The organism is Streptomyces sp. P9-A4 (assembly GCF_036634195.1).
In the GTDB taxonomy this organism is placed as follows: Bacteria; Actinomycetota; Actinomycetes; order Streptomycetales; family Streptomycetaceae; genus Streptomyces.
Map to the genome: position 1 here is coordinate 134,296 of NZ_JAZIFY010000002.1, position 13,903 is coordinate 148,198.

Here is a 13,903-nt window from a genome sequence, read left to right on the forward strand (position 1 = left end):
CCGCTGAATCACAGGGCACACAACGCGTCCGAAAGGAACAGATGCTCGAAATCATGCGGCGTCGTTGAACACACCGACGCCACCACCACGTCCACGAGGGGGGAACGCATTGCCGTCAGTCGAATCAGGCAGCGACAAGAGCGCGAGCGGACCGAAGGCCGAAGCCACGGACAACATCTCGGACGCCGAGCGGGAGCTGTACGGGGGCCGGCTGCGCTACGACCAGTCCTACATCCGGCACGAAGGCGCGCTGACCCGGCTGAAGTTCGGGCACATGGCGGCCGCGCTGCCGCACATGGTGGGCATGGTGCTGCGCACCGGCTGGAAGGCGGACCGGCGCGCGCTGATGGGGGTCGTTGCGGCCGAGATCGGGCAGGGCGTGACGGCCGCGTTGGGCCTGGTGGCGGTCAACGGCGCCCTGGCGCAGTTGTTCGCCGACGGTCCGACCGTGGACAAGCTCCGCGACGCCCTGCCGTCCCTGGTAGTGCTGGCGGTCGCGGCGGTGGCCGGCGCCGTGCTGTCGGCGTGGTCCACGGCGATGTCGGGCCGGCTGGAGCCGCAGGTGGAGCGGGCGGTCTCCGCCCGTTACTACACGGCCGTCACCGGTGTGGAGGTGGAGGCGACCGAGCGGCCTGAGGTCCAGCGGGTCCTGGAGGCGGGGAAGTTCGGCACGGACTCGGCCCGCAGCATGCTGCGGCTGTCGGTCGGGGTCGGCAATGTGGTGATCGGCATGGCGGCGGCCGCGGCTGTGCTCGCGTCGCTGCACTGGGCGTTGTTGCCGATGTTGCTGGCGATCGCCCTGCCCAAGGGGTGGGGCGCGGTCCGCAGCGCGCGCCGTGACTACCTCTCCCGGATGAACTGGGTCGACCACCGCAGGGCGATCGCGTCCCTGCTCGCCTATCTGACCCGCCCGCACGCCGCCGGTGAGCTCCGCGTGCACGCCGCCGGCGCGAAGCTGCTGTCCAGCTACGAGGAGATGTCACGGCAGACGGAGACGGAGCAGCGGCGCCTCGCCCGGGCGCAGGCATCGACGGACCTGGTCGCGGGAGCGTTCGCCGGTGTGGCGTCGCTGGCCTGCTACGGGCTGCTGTGGTGGCTGCTGTCGACCGGTGGCCTGCCGCTCGCCGTCGGCGGGACCGCGGTGATCGCCATCCGGACCTCGACAGCGCGGCTCACGTCGCTGGTGCAGCAGGTCAACCGGCTGTACGAGGAACTGCTGTTCCTCACCGACACCGAGGACGCCATCAAGGTGGCAGGCGAGAACGCGATTCCGCTCACCGGTGCCCCGCTGCCCGCATCTGTGCGGGAGGTGAGGACGGAGGCGGTCTCCTTCACCTATCCGGGCGCCGACGGTCCTTCCCTGCAGGGCGTGAGCGTGCGCGTGCCGCGGGGGAAGGTGACGGCCCTGGTGGGCGCGAACGGCTCGGGGAAGACCACCCTCACGAAGGTGCTGGCCGGACTGCTGCTCCCCTCCGAGGGAGACGTGTGGTGGCTGGGCGAGTCGGGCGAGCAGGTCGAGCTGCGTGAAGCCGACCGCGCCCAGATCTTCGCCGAAGTCGGACTGCTGGCACAGGACTTCCCGCGATGGGAGATGACGGCGGCCGCGAACGTGGCCATCGGTGCCGGCGACCGCCCCCGCGACATGGACCGCGTCCGCAAGGCCGCCGACGAGGTGGACGTGCTCGAACTGGTCGAGGGCCTGCCGCACGGCTGGGACTCGATCGTGTTCAAGGGCTACGAGCGCGGTGTCCAGCTCTCGGGAGGCCAGTGGCAGAAGCTGGGGACAGCTCGAACAAGATACCGCCAGGCGCCGTTCCTGCTGGTCGACGAGCCGACCAGCGCCCTCGATCCCCATGCGGAGATCGCCGCGTTCAAGGGGCTGTGGTCCCTGGCCGAGGAGGGGCACGCGGTCGTGCTCGTCACCCACCGGCTCGCCGCGACCATGCACGCCGACCACATCTACGTCCTCGATCAGGGCAGCGTCGTCGAGGACGGCACCCACGAGGACCTGATGGCCCGCACGGGCGGCCTGTACCAGGGGATGTTCACCGCCCAGGCCGCGCAGTACGGGATCGCGGCGGCACCCGACGGCGTTCCCGGCCCCCGCGGCGCCCATCCGTCCGGCCACGAGACGGCGAGCTGACCCACCCGAGCGCCCCCCTTTTTCCCTCAGCCTGCCCGCCACCCCGCCCCCACGACTTCGAAGGCGAGACGACGACCATGTCCCCCAGCTCCACCGCGATCCGCAGGACCGTCGAGGCGTACCTCGGCCGACACCCCGGCGAGCGTGACGCCCTGGCCGAGCTCCTCGCCGCACTGGACCGGCCTGTCGACGCGACCGCCCGGACGACGCAGCCCGGGCACGTCACATGCAGCGCCGTCATCATCGACCGGCAGGGCCGGGTCCTGCACATCCGGCACCGGGCCACCGGCGGTCTCATGCTCACCCCGGGTGGCCACATCGAGCCCGAGAACCGCACCCTGCTCGCCGCGGCGCTGCGCGAGGCGGCGGAGGAGACCGGGATCGCGAAGGGCGCCCTGTGCCTGACCCGGCAGCTGCTCGGCTCTCCGATCGACATCGACGTCCACGACATTGACGCCAGCCCGTCCAAGGGGGAACCGGCTCACCGCCACTACGACTTCCGCTACGCCTTCTACCTCGCCGGCGAGGAGCCGCCGACGATCGTGCTGCAGGACGAGGAGGTGTCCGGTGCCCAGTGGCTCCCGCAGCCGGAAGTCACCTCGCCGACGCTGCGCGCGAAACTCCTCGCGGCACGGCTGGACGGCAGGCCGGCGCCGGTGAACGCTTCCGCGCTGATCCAGGACGGGACCGGTCGGTACCTGCTTCATCTGCGTGACCACAAGCCCGGCGTCATCTGGCAGTCGGGGGCGTTCGCCCTTCTCGGCGGCGGCCGCACGCACGACGACCAGAGCCTTGAGGACACCCTGCTGCGGGAGCTGTCCGAGGAGGTGCCCGACCTCCGCCTCGAGGACTTGAAGCCCTACACCGTGGAGTCCGCCACCAGCGTCGACGGCCTCAGCGTCCCGCTCCAGGTCTTCGCCGGCCGGTGGCGCGGCAACCCCGACCGACTCGCGCTGCACGAAGGTGTGCTTCTACGCTGGTTCGCGGTCGACGAACTGGACCGGCTGCGCCTGAGCCCGGCCACCCGGAACCTGATTCGTCGGCACGCGGCCGAGAATCCCCCGGGCAGCGAGCCGGCCGTGGCTCCTCCCGTCTGGGACGGGGGTAGCAGGGTGGTGTTGAACGGCGTCGGCGTCCACCTCCACCTCGAAGACGCCGAAGGCCGGGTGCTTCTCGGCCTGCGTCACCCCAAGTCGAAGTACGCGGGCGACACCTGGCACTACCTCGCCGGGCGGTGCGAGCAGGAGTCCGCGCTCTCATGCCTGGTCCGCGAGGCGTGGGAGGAAGCGGGGCTGGTCATCGACCCCGCGGACGTGGAGCTAGTGCACATCGTGCACGTCGTCGACACTCCGGGCAGCCTGCCCCTGATGCAGCTCGTCTTCCGGGCTCGCCGGTGGGAGGGCACCCCTGAGGTTCGCGAGCCCGACAAGTGTCTGACCTGGCGGTGGTGGCCGCGGCACGAGCTCCCGGACCGCCTCGTCTCATACACCCGCACGGCCATCACCGCGATCTCCGAAGGCCACCTCTATTCCCAGCTGGGCTGGTGAGCAGGGTGAGCACACCCGCCGGTAGCGGACCCGGCCAGCGGGCCCAGGCCACGCCCACGCACGTGCTGCGGGAGCGCCTGGCGGAGCCGAGGGAGGTACTGCGTGCCGTCCTGCACTGAGACCCCTTCCGCCACCTGGTACGTACGGACGACGCCCACGATCACTCGCTCGGAGGCGATGCCACGTGAACAAGATGCCGAACTCGGGGCCAACCCCGCTGCCGCAGCCTCCGCTCCCTTGGAGTGCACCGTGGTGACGGACTCCGCCGCGCCCACCGTGCCCTTCCTTCCGCCGCAGTCCGCCCGCGACACATCCGCGGCTGTGGCCGGCCGGGTGGCGATGGTCGCCCGGCTTGAGGAGAGCGGAGAGCTCGGCCCCGGACCGGTGCGGGAGGCCCTGCTCGCGCTGCCGCGCCAGATCCTGATGCCCCAGGCGTACGTGCGGCGCAGCACCCCGGACGAGATGCCGTCGCGCTGGGATCTGCTGGACTGGTCCCGTCCGGGTGACCGGAACGAGCTGCTGGAGCGGCTGCACAGCGGGGACAGTGTCGCGATCCAGCACGGCGGCGAGCCGGTCCTCGGGCGTGCTGCCGAACCGCGCCGTGGGGGCGTGATGACCGCGATGTCGAGCACGATGGGCCTGACCGCCAGCCTGCTCCAGCAGCTGGACCTGCGGCCCGGGCAGCGTGTGCTGGACGTCGGGACCGGCGCCGGGGTGACTGCGGCGGTTGAGTGCTTCGTGTGCGGCGACGCGGGTGTCGTCACCCTCGACATCGACCCGCACGTCACCGCGGCCGCCCGCGATCGTCTGTATGCCCTGGGCTTCCGACCGGCCGCGGTGACCGGGGACGGCACCGCCGGGTGGGCCGACGAGGGTGCGTACGACCGGATCTTCGTCTCCTTCGCCGTCCGCCGTGTGCCGAAGGCCCTGGTGGCGCAGCTGACGCCGGGCGGGCTCGCGCTGATGACGCTCGGCACGTCGTCGCCGTCGTGGCCGGGCCTGGCCGTGATCCGCAGGCTGCCGGACAGGACCGTGGAGGCGGAGCTGCGGGCGGTCGAGTTCGGGCACCGCGCCGGTGCCGGCTTCGACCGGCTGTTCCTGTCCGCCCGGTTCCGGGCGACGATCGCCGCGGCCGACGGGTGGACTCAGCGCAGCCGGCTCGCGCCGCCAGCGGACACGGCGCGCGGCATGTGGCTGGCTCTGGACCACCTGCACCCGGGCTTGGTGCGCCACTTCGGTGCCGAGGACCTGACGATCGGCGCGCCCGAGTGCCGGTCGTGGATGCGCGTGAACGAGGCCGGCTACCGCCGGTGGGACGTGACGACCTGTGGCCCCCGGGACATCTGGGCGGAGATCCAGGATGTCGCCGGCCGGTGGCGGGCGGCCGGTGAACCGGACGTCTACCGCCTCCACTTCGACACCGACGGCATCCAGCGGGCCACGAGCCTGAACGGCGCCCTGACCTGGCAGCTTCCCCCCGTTCCTGGCGAGACTGGAGATTCGCGATGACACGCCCCGACCAACCGGCCTCTGCGGTGGTTTCGGACGATGCCCTGTTCGGGCCCGAGGCCGCCGACTACGCCCGCTATCGTCCCGGCCTTCCGGACGCCGCGGTCCGTCTCCTGGCCGCCACTCAGCACGGCGTGCCCGACCCCGTCCTGTTGGACCTGGGGACCGGTACTGGCCAGGTACCGCGCGCGCTGCTGCCCGTCCTGCACCGGCTGGTGCACATCGACCTGGTCGACGTGAACGAGTCGATGCTGGAGGCGGCCCGCGCCGCACTCGAACCGGTCAACAGCGTGTGCACGGTCGACGTCTTCACCGGCGCCGCCCACACCTTCACCCCCGCCGCGCCCGGCCGGGCGCCCACTCTGATCACCTGCTCCCGGTCCTTCCACTGGATGTCCCGCCCGCAGGTCCTGTCCATGGCCGGCCGGGTGGCCGCACCGCACGCCGTCGTGGCGATCATGGGTGACGGCAGCCTCTGGACCCACCAGGCCGACTGGACGGCCGCCCTGCGGGAGCTGATCCAGAGCTACCTCGGCGAAGACCGGCGCGCTGGCACCCGTGGCACGTACGCCGGGCCGGGCCGCTCCTACGAGGACGACCTCGCCGACTCGGCGTTCAGCGAGGTGACCGAGCATGCCTTCCCCGTCGCCCGCACATGGAAGTCCGAGGACGTCCTCGGATATCTGCGCACCACCAGCTTCGCCCGCCCCGCCCTGTTCGCCGGCCGTCACTCCGCGTTCGAGGCCGCCGCTCTCCGGCTGCTCCAGGAGCATGCCCGCGGCGGCGTCCTGAAGGAGGACGCAGTGTTCACCGTGCTGCTCGCGCGCCGCCCCGGCGGTGACGCGTGAGCGACACCCAGCGGCACACCGAACCGCTCGACGTCCACCTAATCGCCGTGCGCGACGGCCCGGCGGGCCCTGAGGTGCTGCTGTCCCGGCGGGCCGGAAATGTGTACGCGCCGGGCTGCTGGCATCTCGTGTCGGGGCACTTGGACGGCCCGTGGGAGGACATGGTCACCGCCCTGGTGCGCGAGACCCGGGAGGAGTCCGGTGCCGTCGTCGACCCGGCAGACGTCCGGGCGGCCGTCACCGTGCACCACCGATCCCCCGCCGACGGCGCCCGGATGGGAGTGTTCTTCGAGGTGAAGCGGTGGGACGGCACCCGGCGGTCATGGAACACCATGTGTGCGACGCCATGGGCTGGTTCTCCTTCGATGCCCTACCTGATCCGATGGTGGCGTACTGCCGGGCCGGGTTGGATGCCTACCGGGCCGGCGCGCGGATGGCCGTGCACTTCCAGGACCGGGGGGAGAGCCGTGTGTGGCGGGTGGACGGTGCCGAGGGCGGCGAGTGGTACATCAAGACCCACCAGAACGACCGCTTCCACCAACGTGAAGTGGCCGCCCTCCGCAGCTGGGTCCCCGGCCTCGGGGCGGCCGCACCCCGGCTGGTGGCCGCCGACCCCACGCTGCGGGCCGTCGTGCTCACTGCGGTGGGCGGCCGAACCCTGCACGGTACCGTCCACCCGCCCGAGCAGCAGTGCCGGATCTTCCACCGCATCGGGCAACTCGCGGCGGCCATCCACCACAGCGCCCCGCCCCGGCCGGCCGCCGACAGCCTGCCTCTGGGGAAGCTGGAGCGCCACCTCGCGGGCGCCCTGCCCCACCTCGCGCCCAGCGACGAGAAGTTCATCCGCGCCACCGCCGAGAGGGCTGCCGGCCTGGCCCCTTTGAAGACGGTGCCCACACACGCCGACTTCCAGCTCCGCAATCTGCGATGGGACGAGACCGCTGACGCCCTCTACGTAATCGACTTCGAGCGGTCGGAAGACGGCCCGGCCGTGCGGGACTTCGTACGGCTCTCCGACGCCTGGCACGGCCGGCCCGACCTCTTCCAGGCCGTGATGGACGGCTACGGCCGCCTCTTCACTCCGGAGGAAGAGGCCCAGCTGACGGTCTTGTCCTTCCTCGATGCCGTCTCCGGCATCTCCTACGGCACCGCCCACGGTGATCCCGAGCTGGTGGAGCGCGGCCTGCGCACCCTGGCCCGGCTGCGCACCACCTCACGCCCCTGACCACCGCCCCGTCCACCACGAGGAGCAGCACGTTGACGTACACAGCCCGCGACGAGTGGGAGCAGCACTACGGCGAGGGGAAGGGGTGGCGGCAGCTCGGTGAGCGCGAACAGCAACTTCTTGCCGAGCACGCCCCGGTCCCCGAGGGCGGGGGCCGGGCCCTCGATGTGGGCTGCGGGACGGGAGAGCTGGCCGTCCACCTGGCCAGGGTGGGTTACACCGTGGACGCCCTCGACTTCGCGGACAGCGCGATCGCCCGGGCCCGCGAGGAGTACGCCGGCATCGAGGGCGTGCGCTGGCTGCAGCTCGACATCGAGCGCGATGACCCGGCCCCGCTGCACGAGGAGGGGTACGACCTGATCACGCTGCGGCTGGTGTACCCGTTCGTGAGGGACCGCGGCCGGACCGTTCACGGGCTGCGCGGGCGGTTGCGCGACGGCGGCGCGCTCGTCGTCATCACCCCGATCGTCGAGAGCACGCCGGAGGAGCGGCGCGGGATCGCCCTGGACGAGGATGAGATCACGCTGCTCGGTGCGGGCTGGGCGACGGTGGAGCGGCTGGACGCGGACGGTCTGGCCTTCCTGGTCATGCGCGGGCCGTGCCACCTGGACACTCGGGCCGTCGAGAAGCGGCCGACCACCGGCCACGCCCTGACCGGAGCGCTTGCCGTCGTCACCGACGACGCCGGCCGGGTCCTGCTGGGCCGCTCCCGGCGCGGCATGCTCGAGCTGCCCGGCGGCAAACCGACGGGCCCGGAGGACTTCGCCGCCGCAGCGGTCCGTGAACTCGCCGAGGAGACCGGGCTGGTCGCCGATCCGGCCGACGCGCACGTGGTGACGATGCTGGCCGACGACAGCCACGGGGTCCCGCGGCTCACGGCCGTCGTCCGCGTCACCGCGTGGACGGGCAGACTCACCAACCCAGAACCACAGTTGTTCGACCGCTGGGAGTTCTTCGACCTCCACGCCCTCGCCCGCGTCGGGGACGTGTTCGTCCCGGCCGCGCTCGCGCTCGATGCCGTGTGGCCCGGCGTCATTCCCGGCCTGCCGTCCGTCGTGTCCTACTCCATCGCCTCCGATCAGCCGACCATGCCGGGGGAACCGACCGAGGCCGGCCGGCTGCGCGCGGCGATGGCCCAGACCGTCATCGACGGCGGCTGGGCCCCGTCCCAGCGGGTCCAGGAGGCGCTGCGGGCCGTGCCCCGGCATCGTTTCGCGCCGGAGGTGAACCTCGCGGACGCGTACGAAGGCGGCGACCGGGCTTTCATCACCCGCCGCGACGAGGCCGGGGCGGTGATCAGCTCGGTGTCCGCGGCCTGGTTGCAGGCAGACATGATCGAGCACCTGCGGTTGAAGCCGGGCGCGGTCGTGTTCGAGGCGGGGTCCGGGGGCTACAACGCCGAGCTGATCGCCCACGTTGCCGGATCCGGCGGGCGGGTGGTCACCGTCGACATCGACCCGTGGGTGGTGCGCCGTACGCGCCGGTTCCTCACGGAGGCCGGCAGCGGCCGCGTCACGGCCGTCGAGACGGACGCGGCCCTCGGCGCGCCCGCCCTTCTCGTGCCGCGCGGCGGCTTCGACGGCAGCGTGATCACCTACAACTGCTGGGACGTTGCCCCGGCCTGGCGGGAGCAACTGGCCGAGGGCGGGCGTCTGGTCCTGCCGCTGGAGATGGGCGGCTACACCCGGGCGGTCACCTTCGAGCGGCGCGGGCAGGTGCTGCACGCCGCCCACTTCACCTACTGCGGCTTCGTCCGCGACCAGGGGCAGCAGGCTCGCGCCATCCCGGTCGTCCCTCTTCTCGACGGGGGGCTGACGCTCCGCTTCGAACACGGCACCGCAGCCCAGACGGCGGGCCTGGAGGAGGCGCTGCGCGGACCGCGGCACGAGGTCGCCACCGGCATCACGATGGGGGCGAACTCCTACTTCGGCTCCCTGCAGCTGTACGCGGCCACCACCCTGTCCGGCTTCTGCCGCCTGGCTTCCCACAGGGAACCGGACGAGGGCGTGACCGGCATCGCGAAGGACCGCGACGCCCCCGCGATCGTCGGCGACGCCTCGCTCGCCTACCTGATCCACGTCCAGACCAAGTACGGCGACAGTCCGGAGCACAAGGAGTGGGAGTGGGTCGCCCATGCCTTCGGCGAGCAGGGACCTGAACTCGCCGAGCGGCTGGCGGCCACGGTCCGGGCCTGGGACCGCCATGTGCGCGCCGAGGACAACGATGAGCATGCCGAACCCGTCCTGACGGTCCACCCGGCCGGCACTCCTGACGACCTGCTGCCTGCTGGTGATGTCCTCGACAAGGAGACCAGCCGCTTGGTGTTCCGGTGGCCGGGGCGTGACCTGGTGCTGCCCCGGCCCGGCGAGCACCCTGTGGCCGGCGTCGTGACGGAGGGGGCGTGACCGTGGAGCAGCCGGTTCGGGACGCGGTGTTCGTCGCTCCGGCGGAGCGCGACGAGAAGGACCGGATGCGGCGCGTGCACGCGGCAGCCGCCCGGCAGTTCCAGGTGTCCGCGTCGGGCCCGGAGGTGTGGGGGTGGCAGGGCCGCACCCTGGGACGCCGGGCCGGGGACTGCTGGCTGCGAGTCGTCTCCACCACGAAGGACAAGGCCGGCGGACGCTCTACTTGGCGACAACTACGGTTCGCCGGACCGTCCTTGGCGAACGACAGCGCGAGCCGTCGCGATCTTCGCGGATCGCCCGGAGCTCAGTCCGCCAGCCGTACTTGAAGGTCAGGCGACGATCTTCGATGTTGAGCGGGACTGGCGCCCGCTGGCTGGAGCCGTGCTGCCGGCCCCGCTGCCGCCGGTGAAGTCCCTGCTGGCGGACTTCGCCCAGTACACCACCGAGAACCGCTGGAACCGGTCAGTCCACGAGTCCAGTGCTCGGGTTCTACGAGTGGCCGCCACCTGGCTGGGCGCCGACACCGTCTTCCGCGAGGACGATCTTCAGGCGTTGCACCGCGTGCTCGGCAGCCTGGGACGCATTCGCGGGCTTGTCGCCTTCCTGGATCAACGTGGACAGCTCGTCACCTCGTCGCCGCGGCGCAGCGGCGATGAGGCTTTCGTCCAGCGCACCATCGCCGCCCTCCTCCACGAATCAGCGATGAAATCGGCACGTGGGTCGGGGTCTTGCGTGGCGCTAGCAGGCCCCACCACCGCGTCACCGACTACGCCACCCTGCGCCGCTACCTCATCTACCTGGCCAAGCCACTCACCGACTGGACCACCCGCTACACCACCTTGCGCCAGGTGACGGAGGCCGACGTCACGGCCGCTGTCACTGCGGTCAAAGGCCCACGCGCCCACGAGCGCGCAGTGGCGGCCCGGTCGCTCTTTCGAGCCCTAAAACACGCCAAGCTCGTCTTCGTCGACCCCACCCGTGGCCTCCGCATCACCCGTCAGGAACTGCTGCCCACAACCCTGGCCACCGACCGGCTGGCCGGGCTCTTGGAGACCAGCTCCAACCCTGCTACCCGCCTAGTTCTCGCCCTGGTCGCCCTCCACGCAACCAGCGGCACTGACCTGCGCAACCTCGTCCTCTCCGACGTGCTGCTTACCCGACGGCAACTTCTGATCCGCCGCCCCCACGGCCGTCACGTCGTCCACCTCGACGACACCACAGCCGCCCTACTGCACGCCTGGCTCCGCTACCGCCATCAGCGTTGGCCACGCACCGTCAACTCACACCTTCTGGTCACTCAACAGACGGCCAACTCGACCGATCCGATCTCTGCGGACTACGTCTCCAGGCGCTTCGATCCCGCTGGTCTGACTCTGCGCGCAGTTCGCGCCGACAGGATCCTGGACGAGGCCCGCGAGACCGAAGATCCCGTCCACCTCGTCCGTGTCTTCGGAATCTCCATCACCACTGCCATGAAATACATCCACACGGCCCACCCCCACCGCGGCGGCACCATCCCTCGATGACGACCTTGGGGAGTATCGGCTCGGTGGATAGCGGTTGGGTGTTCAGTTTGCTGAACACTCTCGGGTCGGGTGATCAGCGTTTGATGCGTCCACGGATGGCGAGGACGGCGAGGGCGAGGAGGGCGGGTTCGAGGATGCGGGAGGTCATCTCGATGTAGGTGCCGGTGGTGGTGAGGTCCTGGCCGCTGGAGCGGAAGACCACGGAGTTGAGCGTGACATTCAGGGCTTTGTCGAAGCGTTTACTGGTGAACCTGTCCCCGGTGGGGTTCTTCACGTCCTGCTTGTCGATGATGAAGGTGACGGTGCCGCCGCCCACCGGGACGGTGCCGGTGGCTTCCTGTTTCGGGGACGACATCGGCAGGCCGAAGGCCATCAGCAGCACGATGGTGGCGAGCATGGCGGCGGCGAGCCAGCCCAGGGCGCGGCCGGCACGCAGACCGTAGCCGGAGAGCAGCCAGTAGGCCCATAGCAGGCGGCGTTCGGCTTTCGGGGTGCCGGTGCGGTCGTGGCGGCGCATCTCGCACTCGCCGTAGTAGAAGTCGGCGGCGCCGGGTTCGTTCTTGCCGTCCTCGAACGCCTTGCGGAGCTGCCGGTACAGGGAAGCGATGTCGTCGGGGTCGGGGGTCCGGGCGGGGTCGGGGTGGTGCGGGCCGGTGCGCCACCGGCGGGGCTCGGGCGGGGTGCCGGCGGGGGCAGAGGACTGTCCAGCGGTCTGCGCCCGCCAGTGCTGCTCCTCTGCCAGCGTGCGCCGACGGGTCCAGCGGACCGGGGATAAGCCCTTGCGGTGCCAGCCGGTGGGGGTGAAAGCTAGGGCGGTGCGGCCCTCCAGTCGGAGCTGGTCGAGGTGGAAAGCCCCGGAGAACAGGCAGTCGGACAGGTCGGTGTCGGTCAGGACCAGATGCGCGGCGTCCACGCCCTGCACCGACACCACCCGCACCGCCCCGCTGCCCGACAGCGTGCTCTCATCCGCAACCGTGCCACCTGCGGTGGTGAACGGGGTGGGGTGAGCGGTGACGGCGAGCGGGGCCTCCAGCACCGCATGCCCAAGATCCACGGAAGCATGGCGAACCCGGACGGCTGCGGTCGACTGCCAACGGGCACGCGTACACCGCACCTGCCTCGCCGCTACCTCCAGCGTCACCGGCGCCCCGAACATCGCTCCCGACAAATCCACGGTCCCCCCGCACACCACCGGCCCCCACCAGGAAGCCACCAAGAACTGCGCGTCGCTGAACCAGACGTCGCCGGAGAACTGGGTCCTTCTGAACTTGGCGTCGCCGGAGAACTGCACCTCGCTGAACTCGGCGTCGCCGGAGAACCGCGCCGCTATAAACCCGGCGTCGCCCGAGAACTGCGCCCGCTTGAACACGGCGTCGCCGGAGAACCGCGCCCCGCCGAACCAAGCATCGCCGGAGAACCGCGCCCTGCCGAACCAGGCGTCGTCGGAGAACTGCGCCGAGCTGAATCCGGCGTCGCCGGAGAACCGCGCCCCGCCGAACCTGGCGTGGCCGGAGAACCGCGCCCTGCCGAACCAGATGTCGCCGGAGAACTGCGCGCCGTCGAACCCTGCGGCGCCGGAGAACTGCGCGCCGTTGAACCCTGCGGCGCCGGAGAACTGCGCCCCGTTGAACCCTGCGGCGCCGGAGAACTGCGCCCCGTTGAACCCTGCGGCGCCGGAGAACTGCGCCCCGTCAAACCAGGCGTCGCCGAGGTGGGGGTATGCGGTGGTGGGGTCGCGGACGGCGTCGAGGAGGCGGTTGAGGAGATCTTCGGTGAAGGGGGTGCCGCGGTGGTCGATGTCAGCGCCGGGGGCCAGGCCGGCCAGGTAGGTGTCGCGGGCGGTGTCGGTCAGGTGGGCGAGGCAGGTGGTGTGACCAGGGACCCAGATGCCGCGGCAGCCGACTGGATCGGTGGGGTGGGCGCCGTGGGCGCAGTGCAGCCAGGACGGTGCGGGCGGGGTACTCATGGGGTGACGGCTCCAGGAGGGAAGAGTGCCGGGTTGCTGCCCGAGCAGATAGCAGCGGGGCGGGACGGAGGTGCGGGGTCAGTCGCGCCCAGGGCGGAACGGGTTGTAGGCGGTGTACGGGTTCTCGTCTGTCTCGCCGCGGCGGTGGCGCTCGGCCTGGTAGGCGGTCCAGGCATCCGCGCCCTGGCGGATGGACTGCGCGGGCGTGCCGGTCCGGGCGCAGAACTCGGCGTAACCGAGGTCCGGCTCGGCCAGTCGCCGGCGCCGCTCCGCTCGGCTCGTCCCGGACACGCGCCGCATCAAGGTCCTCGACCGCGCGGGCGCGGGCCAGTTCTTCGACGTCGAACGCGACACGCCGCAGCACGGCCGCCACCCTCGCCAGATCCACGACCACCGCGTGTCGGTCGGGAAAATCGGCTTCGGGCCGCAGGTTCACCACCGGCGGGAAGCTCTCCTGTTGAAGGGGCTCGACCCACTGCGCGCACTGGAGGATCCAGCCGGCCTCGTCCACCAGTCGCCCCGCCACAGCCGCCCGCCCCACCAGCTCCGTGTCGTCACCGGCATCCAGGTCCTCCGGCGGGCCAGCCCGCCGCCCGCAGTTCCCCCAGTTCGGCATCCAGCACATCCACCGCAGCATCCCGGGTGAGCTGATGCACCCGGGTCGGCGACAGACCCGCCGCCTCCGCGGCCTTCCGCACCGACACACCCTCGGCCCGCGCCGCAACAAGCGCCCA

The 13,903-nt window shown here is 71.5% G+C and carries 11 protein-coding genes and 1 pseudogene; 9 read left to right on the plus strand and 3 right to left on the minus strand.

Going from position 1 to position 13,903, the window contains the following annotated elements:
• Positions 1–109 precede the first annotated feature (109 nt).
• The 8 genes and pseudogenes from V4Y03_RS31290 (at position 110) to V4Y03_RS31325 (ending at position 10,003) form a co-directional block, all read left to right on the plus strand.
• Positions 110–2,143, plus strand: coding sequence for an ATP-binding cassette domain-containing protein (locus tag V4Y03_RS31290; RefSeq protein ID WP_443079902.1), 2,034 nt, complete (start codon positions 110–112; stop codon positions 2,141–2,143).
• Positions 2,144–2,220: 77 nt separating this feature from the next.
• The gene (locus V4Y03_RS31295; RefSeq protein ID WP_332437399.1) at positions 2,221–3,690 is read left to right on the plus strand and encodes an NUDIX domain-containing protein; all 1,470 of its coding nucleotides are present in this window, start codon (positions 2,221–2,223) and stop codon (positions 3,688–3,690) included.
• A 249-nt stretch (positions 3,691–3,939) separates the two neighbouring features.
• Positions 3,940–5,199, plus strand: coding sequence for a protein-L-isoaspartate O-methyltransferase (locus tag V4Y03_RS31300; RefSeq protein ID WP_332437400.1), 1,260 nt, complete (start codon positions 3,940–3,942; stop codon positions 5,197–5,199).
• 26 nt (positions 5,200–5,225) lie between these two features.
• Positions 5,226–6,047, plus strand: a complete 822-nt coding sequence (locus V4Y03_RS31305; protein WP_332437401.1) for a class I SAM-dependent methyltransferase — start codon at positions 5,226–5,228, stop codon at positions 6,045–6,047.
• A gap of 101 nt (positions 6,048–6,148) precedes the next feature.
• Positions 6,149–6,301, plus strand: a pseudogene (locus V4Y03_RS31310) (NUDIX domain-containing protein); the annotation flags it as partial.
• Between the two features lie 47 nt (positions 6,302–6,348).
• Positions 6,349–7,272 (plus strand): phosphotransferase, encoded by a 924-nt coding sequence (locus V4Y03_RS31315; RefSeq protein WP_332437402.1) that lies wholly within the window; start codon positions 6,349–6,351, stop codon positions 7,270–7,272.
• A gap of 32 nt (positions 7,273–7,304) precedes the next feature.
• On the plus strand, positions 7,305–9,677 hold the full coding sequence (gene fxlM, locus V4Y03_RS31320; protein ID WP_332437403.1) for a methyltransferase, FxLD system: 2,373 nt from the start codon (positions 7,305–7,307) through the stop codon (positions 9,675–9,677).
• Entirely contained in the window at positions 9,674–10,003 is a 330-nt protein-coding gene (locus V4Y03_RS31325; protein ID WP_332437404.1) for a hypothetical protein, read from the plus strand. Before fxlM ends, V4Y03_RS31325 begins: the two co-directional genes overlap by 4 nt.
• Positions 10,004–10,166: 163 nt before the next feature.
• Here V4Y03_RS31325 and V4Y03_RS31330 read toward each other — a convergent pair whose 3' ends face one another.
• Positions 10,167–10,370, minus strand: coding sequence for a hypothetical protein (locus V4Y03_RS31330; RefSeq protein ID WP_332437405.1), 204 nt, complete (start codon positions 10,368–10,370; stop codon positions 10,167–10,169).
• Between the two features lie 35 nt (positions 10,371–10,405).
• On the opposite strand from V4Y03_RS31330, the gene V4Y03_RS31335 reads away from it, so the two are divergent.
• A complete protein-coding gene (locus V4Y03_RS31335) occupies positions 10,406–11,203 on the plus strand; it encodes a hypothetical protein (protein WP_332437406.1) in 798 nt (265 codons plus the stop codon).
• Between the two features lie 73 nt (positions 11,204–11,276).
• On the opposite strand, the gene V4Y03_RS31340 is transcribed toward V4Y03_RS31335, so the two are convergent.
• Positions 11,277–13,169: a pentapeptide repeat-containing protein gene (locus V4Y03_RS31340; RefSeq protein WP_332437407.1), complete on the minus strand. Its 1,893-nt coding sequence runs from the start codon at positions 13,167–13,169 to the stop codon at positions 11,277–11,279.
• Positions 13,170–13,247: 78 nt separating this feature from the next.
• Positions 13,248–13,460, minus strand: a complete 213-nt coding sequence (locus V4Y03_RS31345; protein ID WP_317873812.1) for a hypothetical protein — start codon at positions 13,458–13,460, stop codon at positions 13,248–13,250.
• Between the last annotated feature and the right edge of the window lie 443 nt (positions 13,461–13,903).

Bases quoted from the DNA above. Each gene is read 5' to 3' on its own strand.
- V4Y03_RS31340 (WP_332437407.1), bottom strand. From the start codon at position 13,169: ATGAGTACCCCGCCCGCACCGTCCTGGCTGCACTGCGCCCACGGCGCC.
- V4Y03_RS31295 (WP_332437399.1), top strand. From the start codon at position 2,221: ATGTCCCCCAGCTCCACCGCGATCCGCAGGACCGTCGAGGCGTACCTC.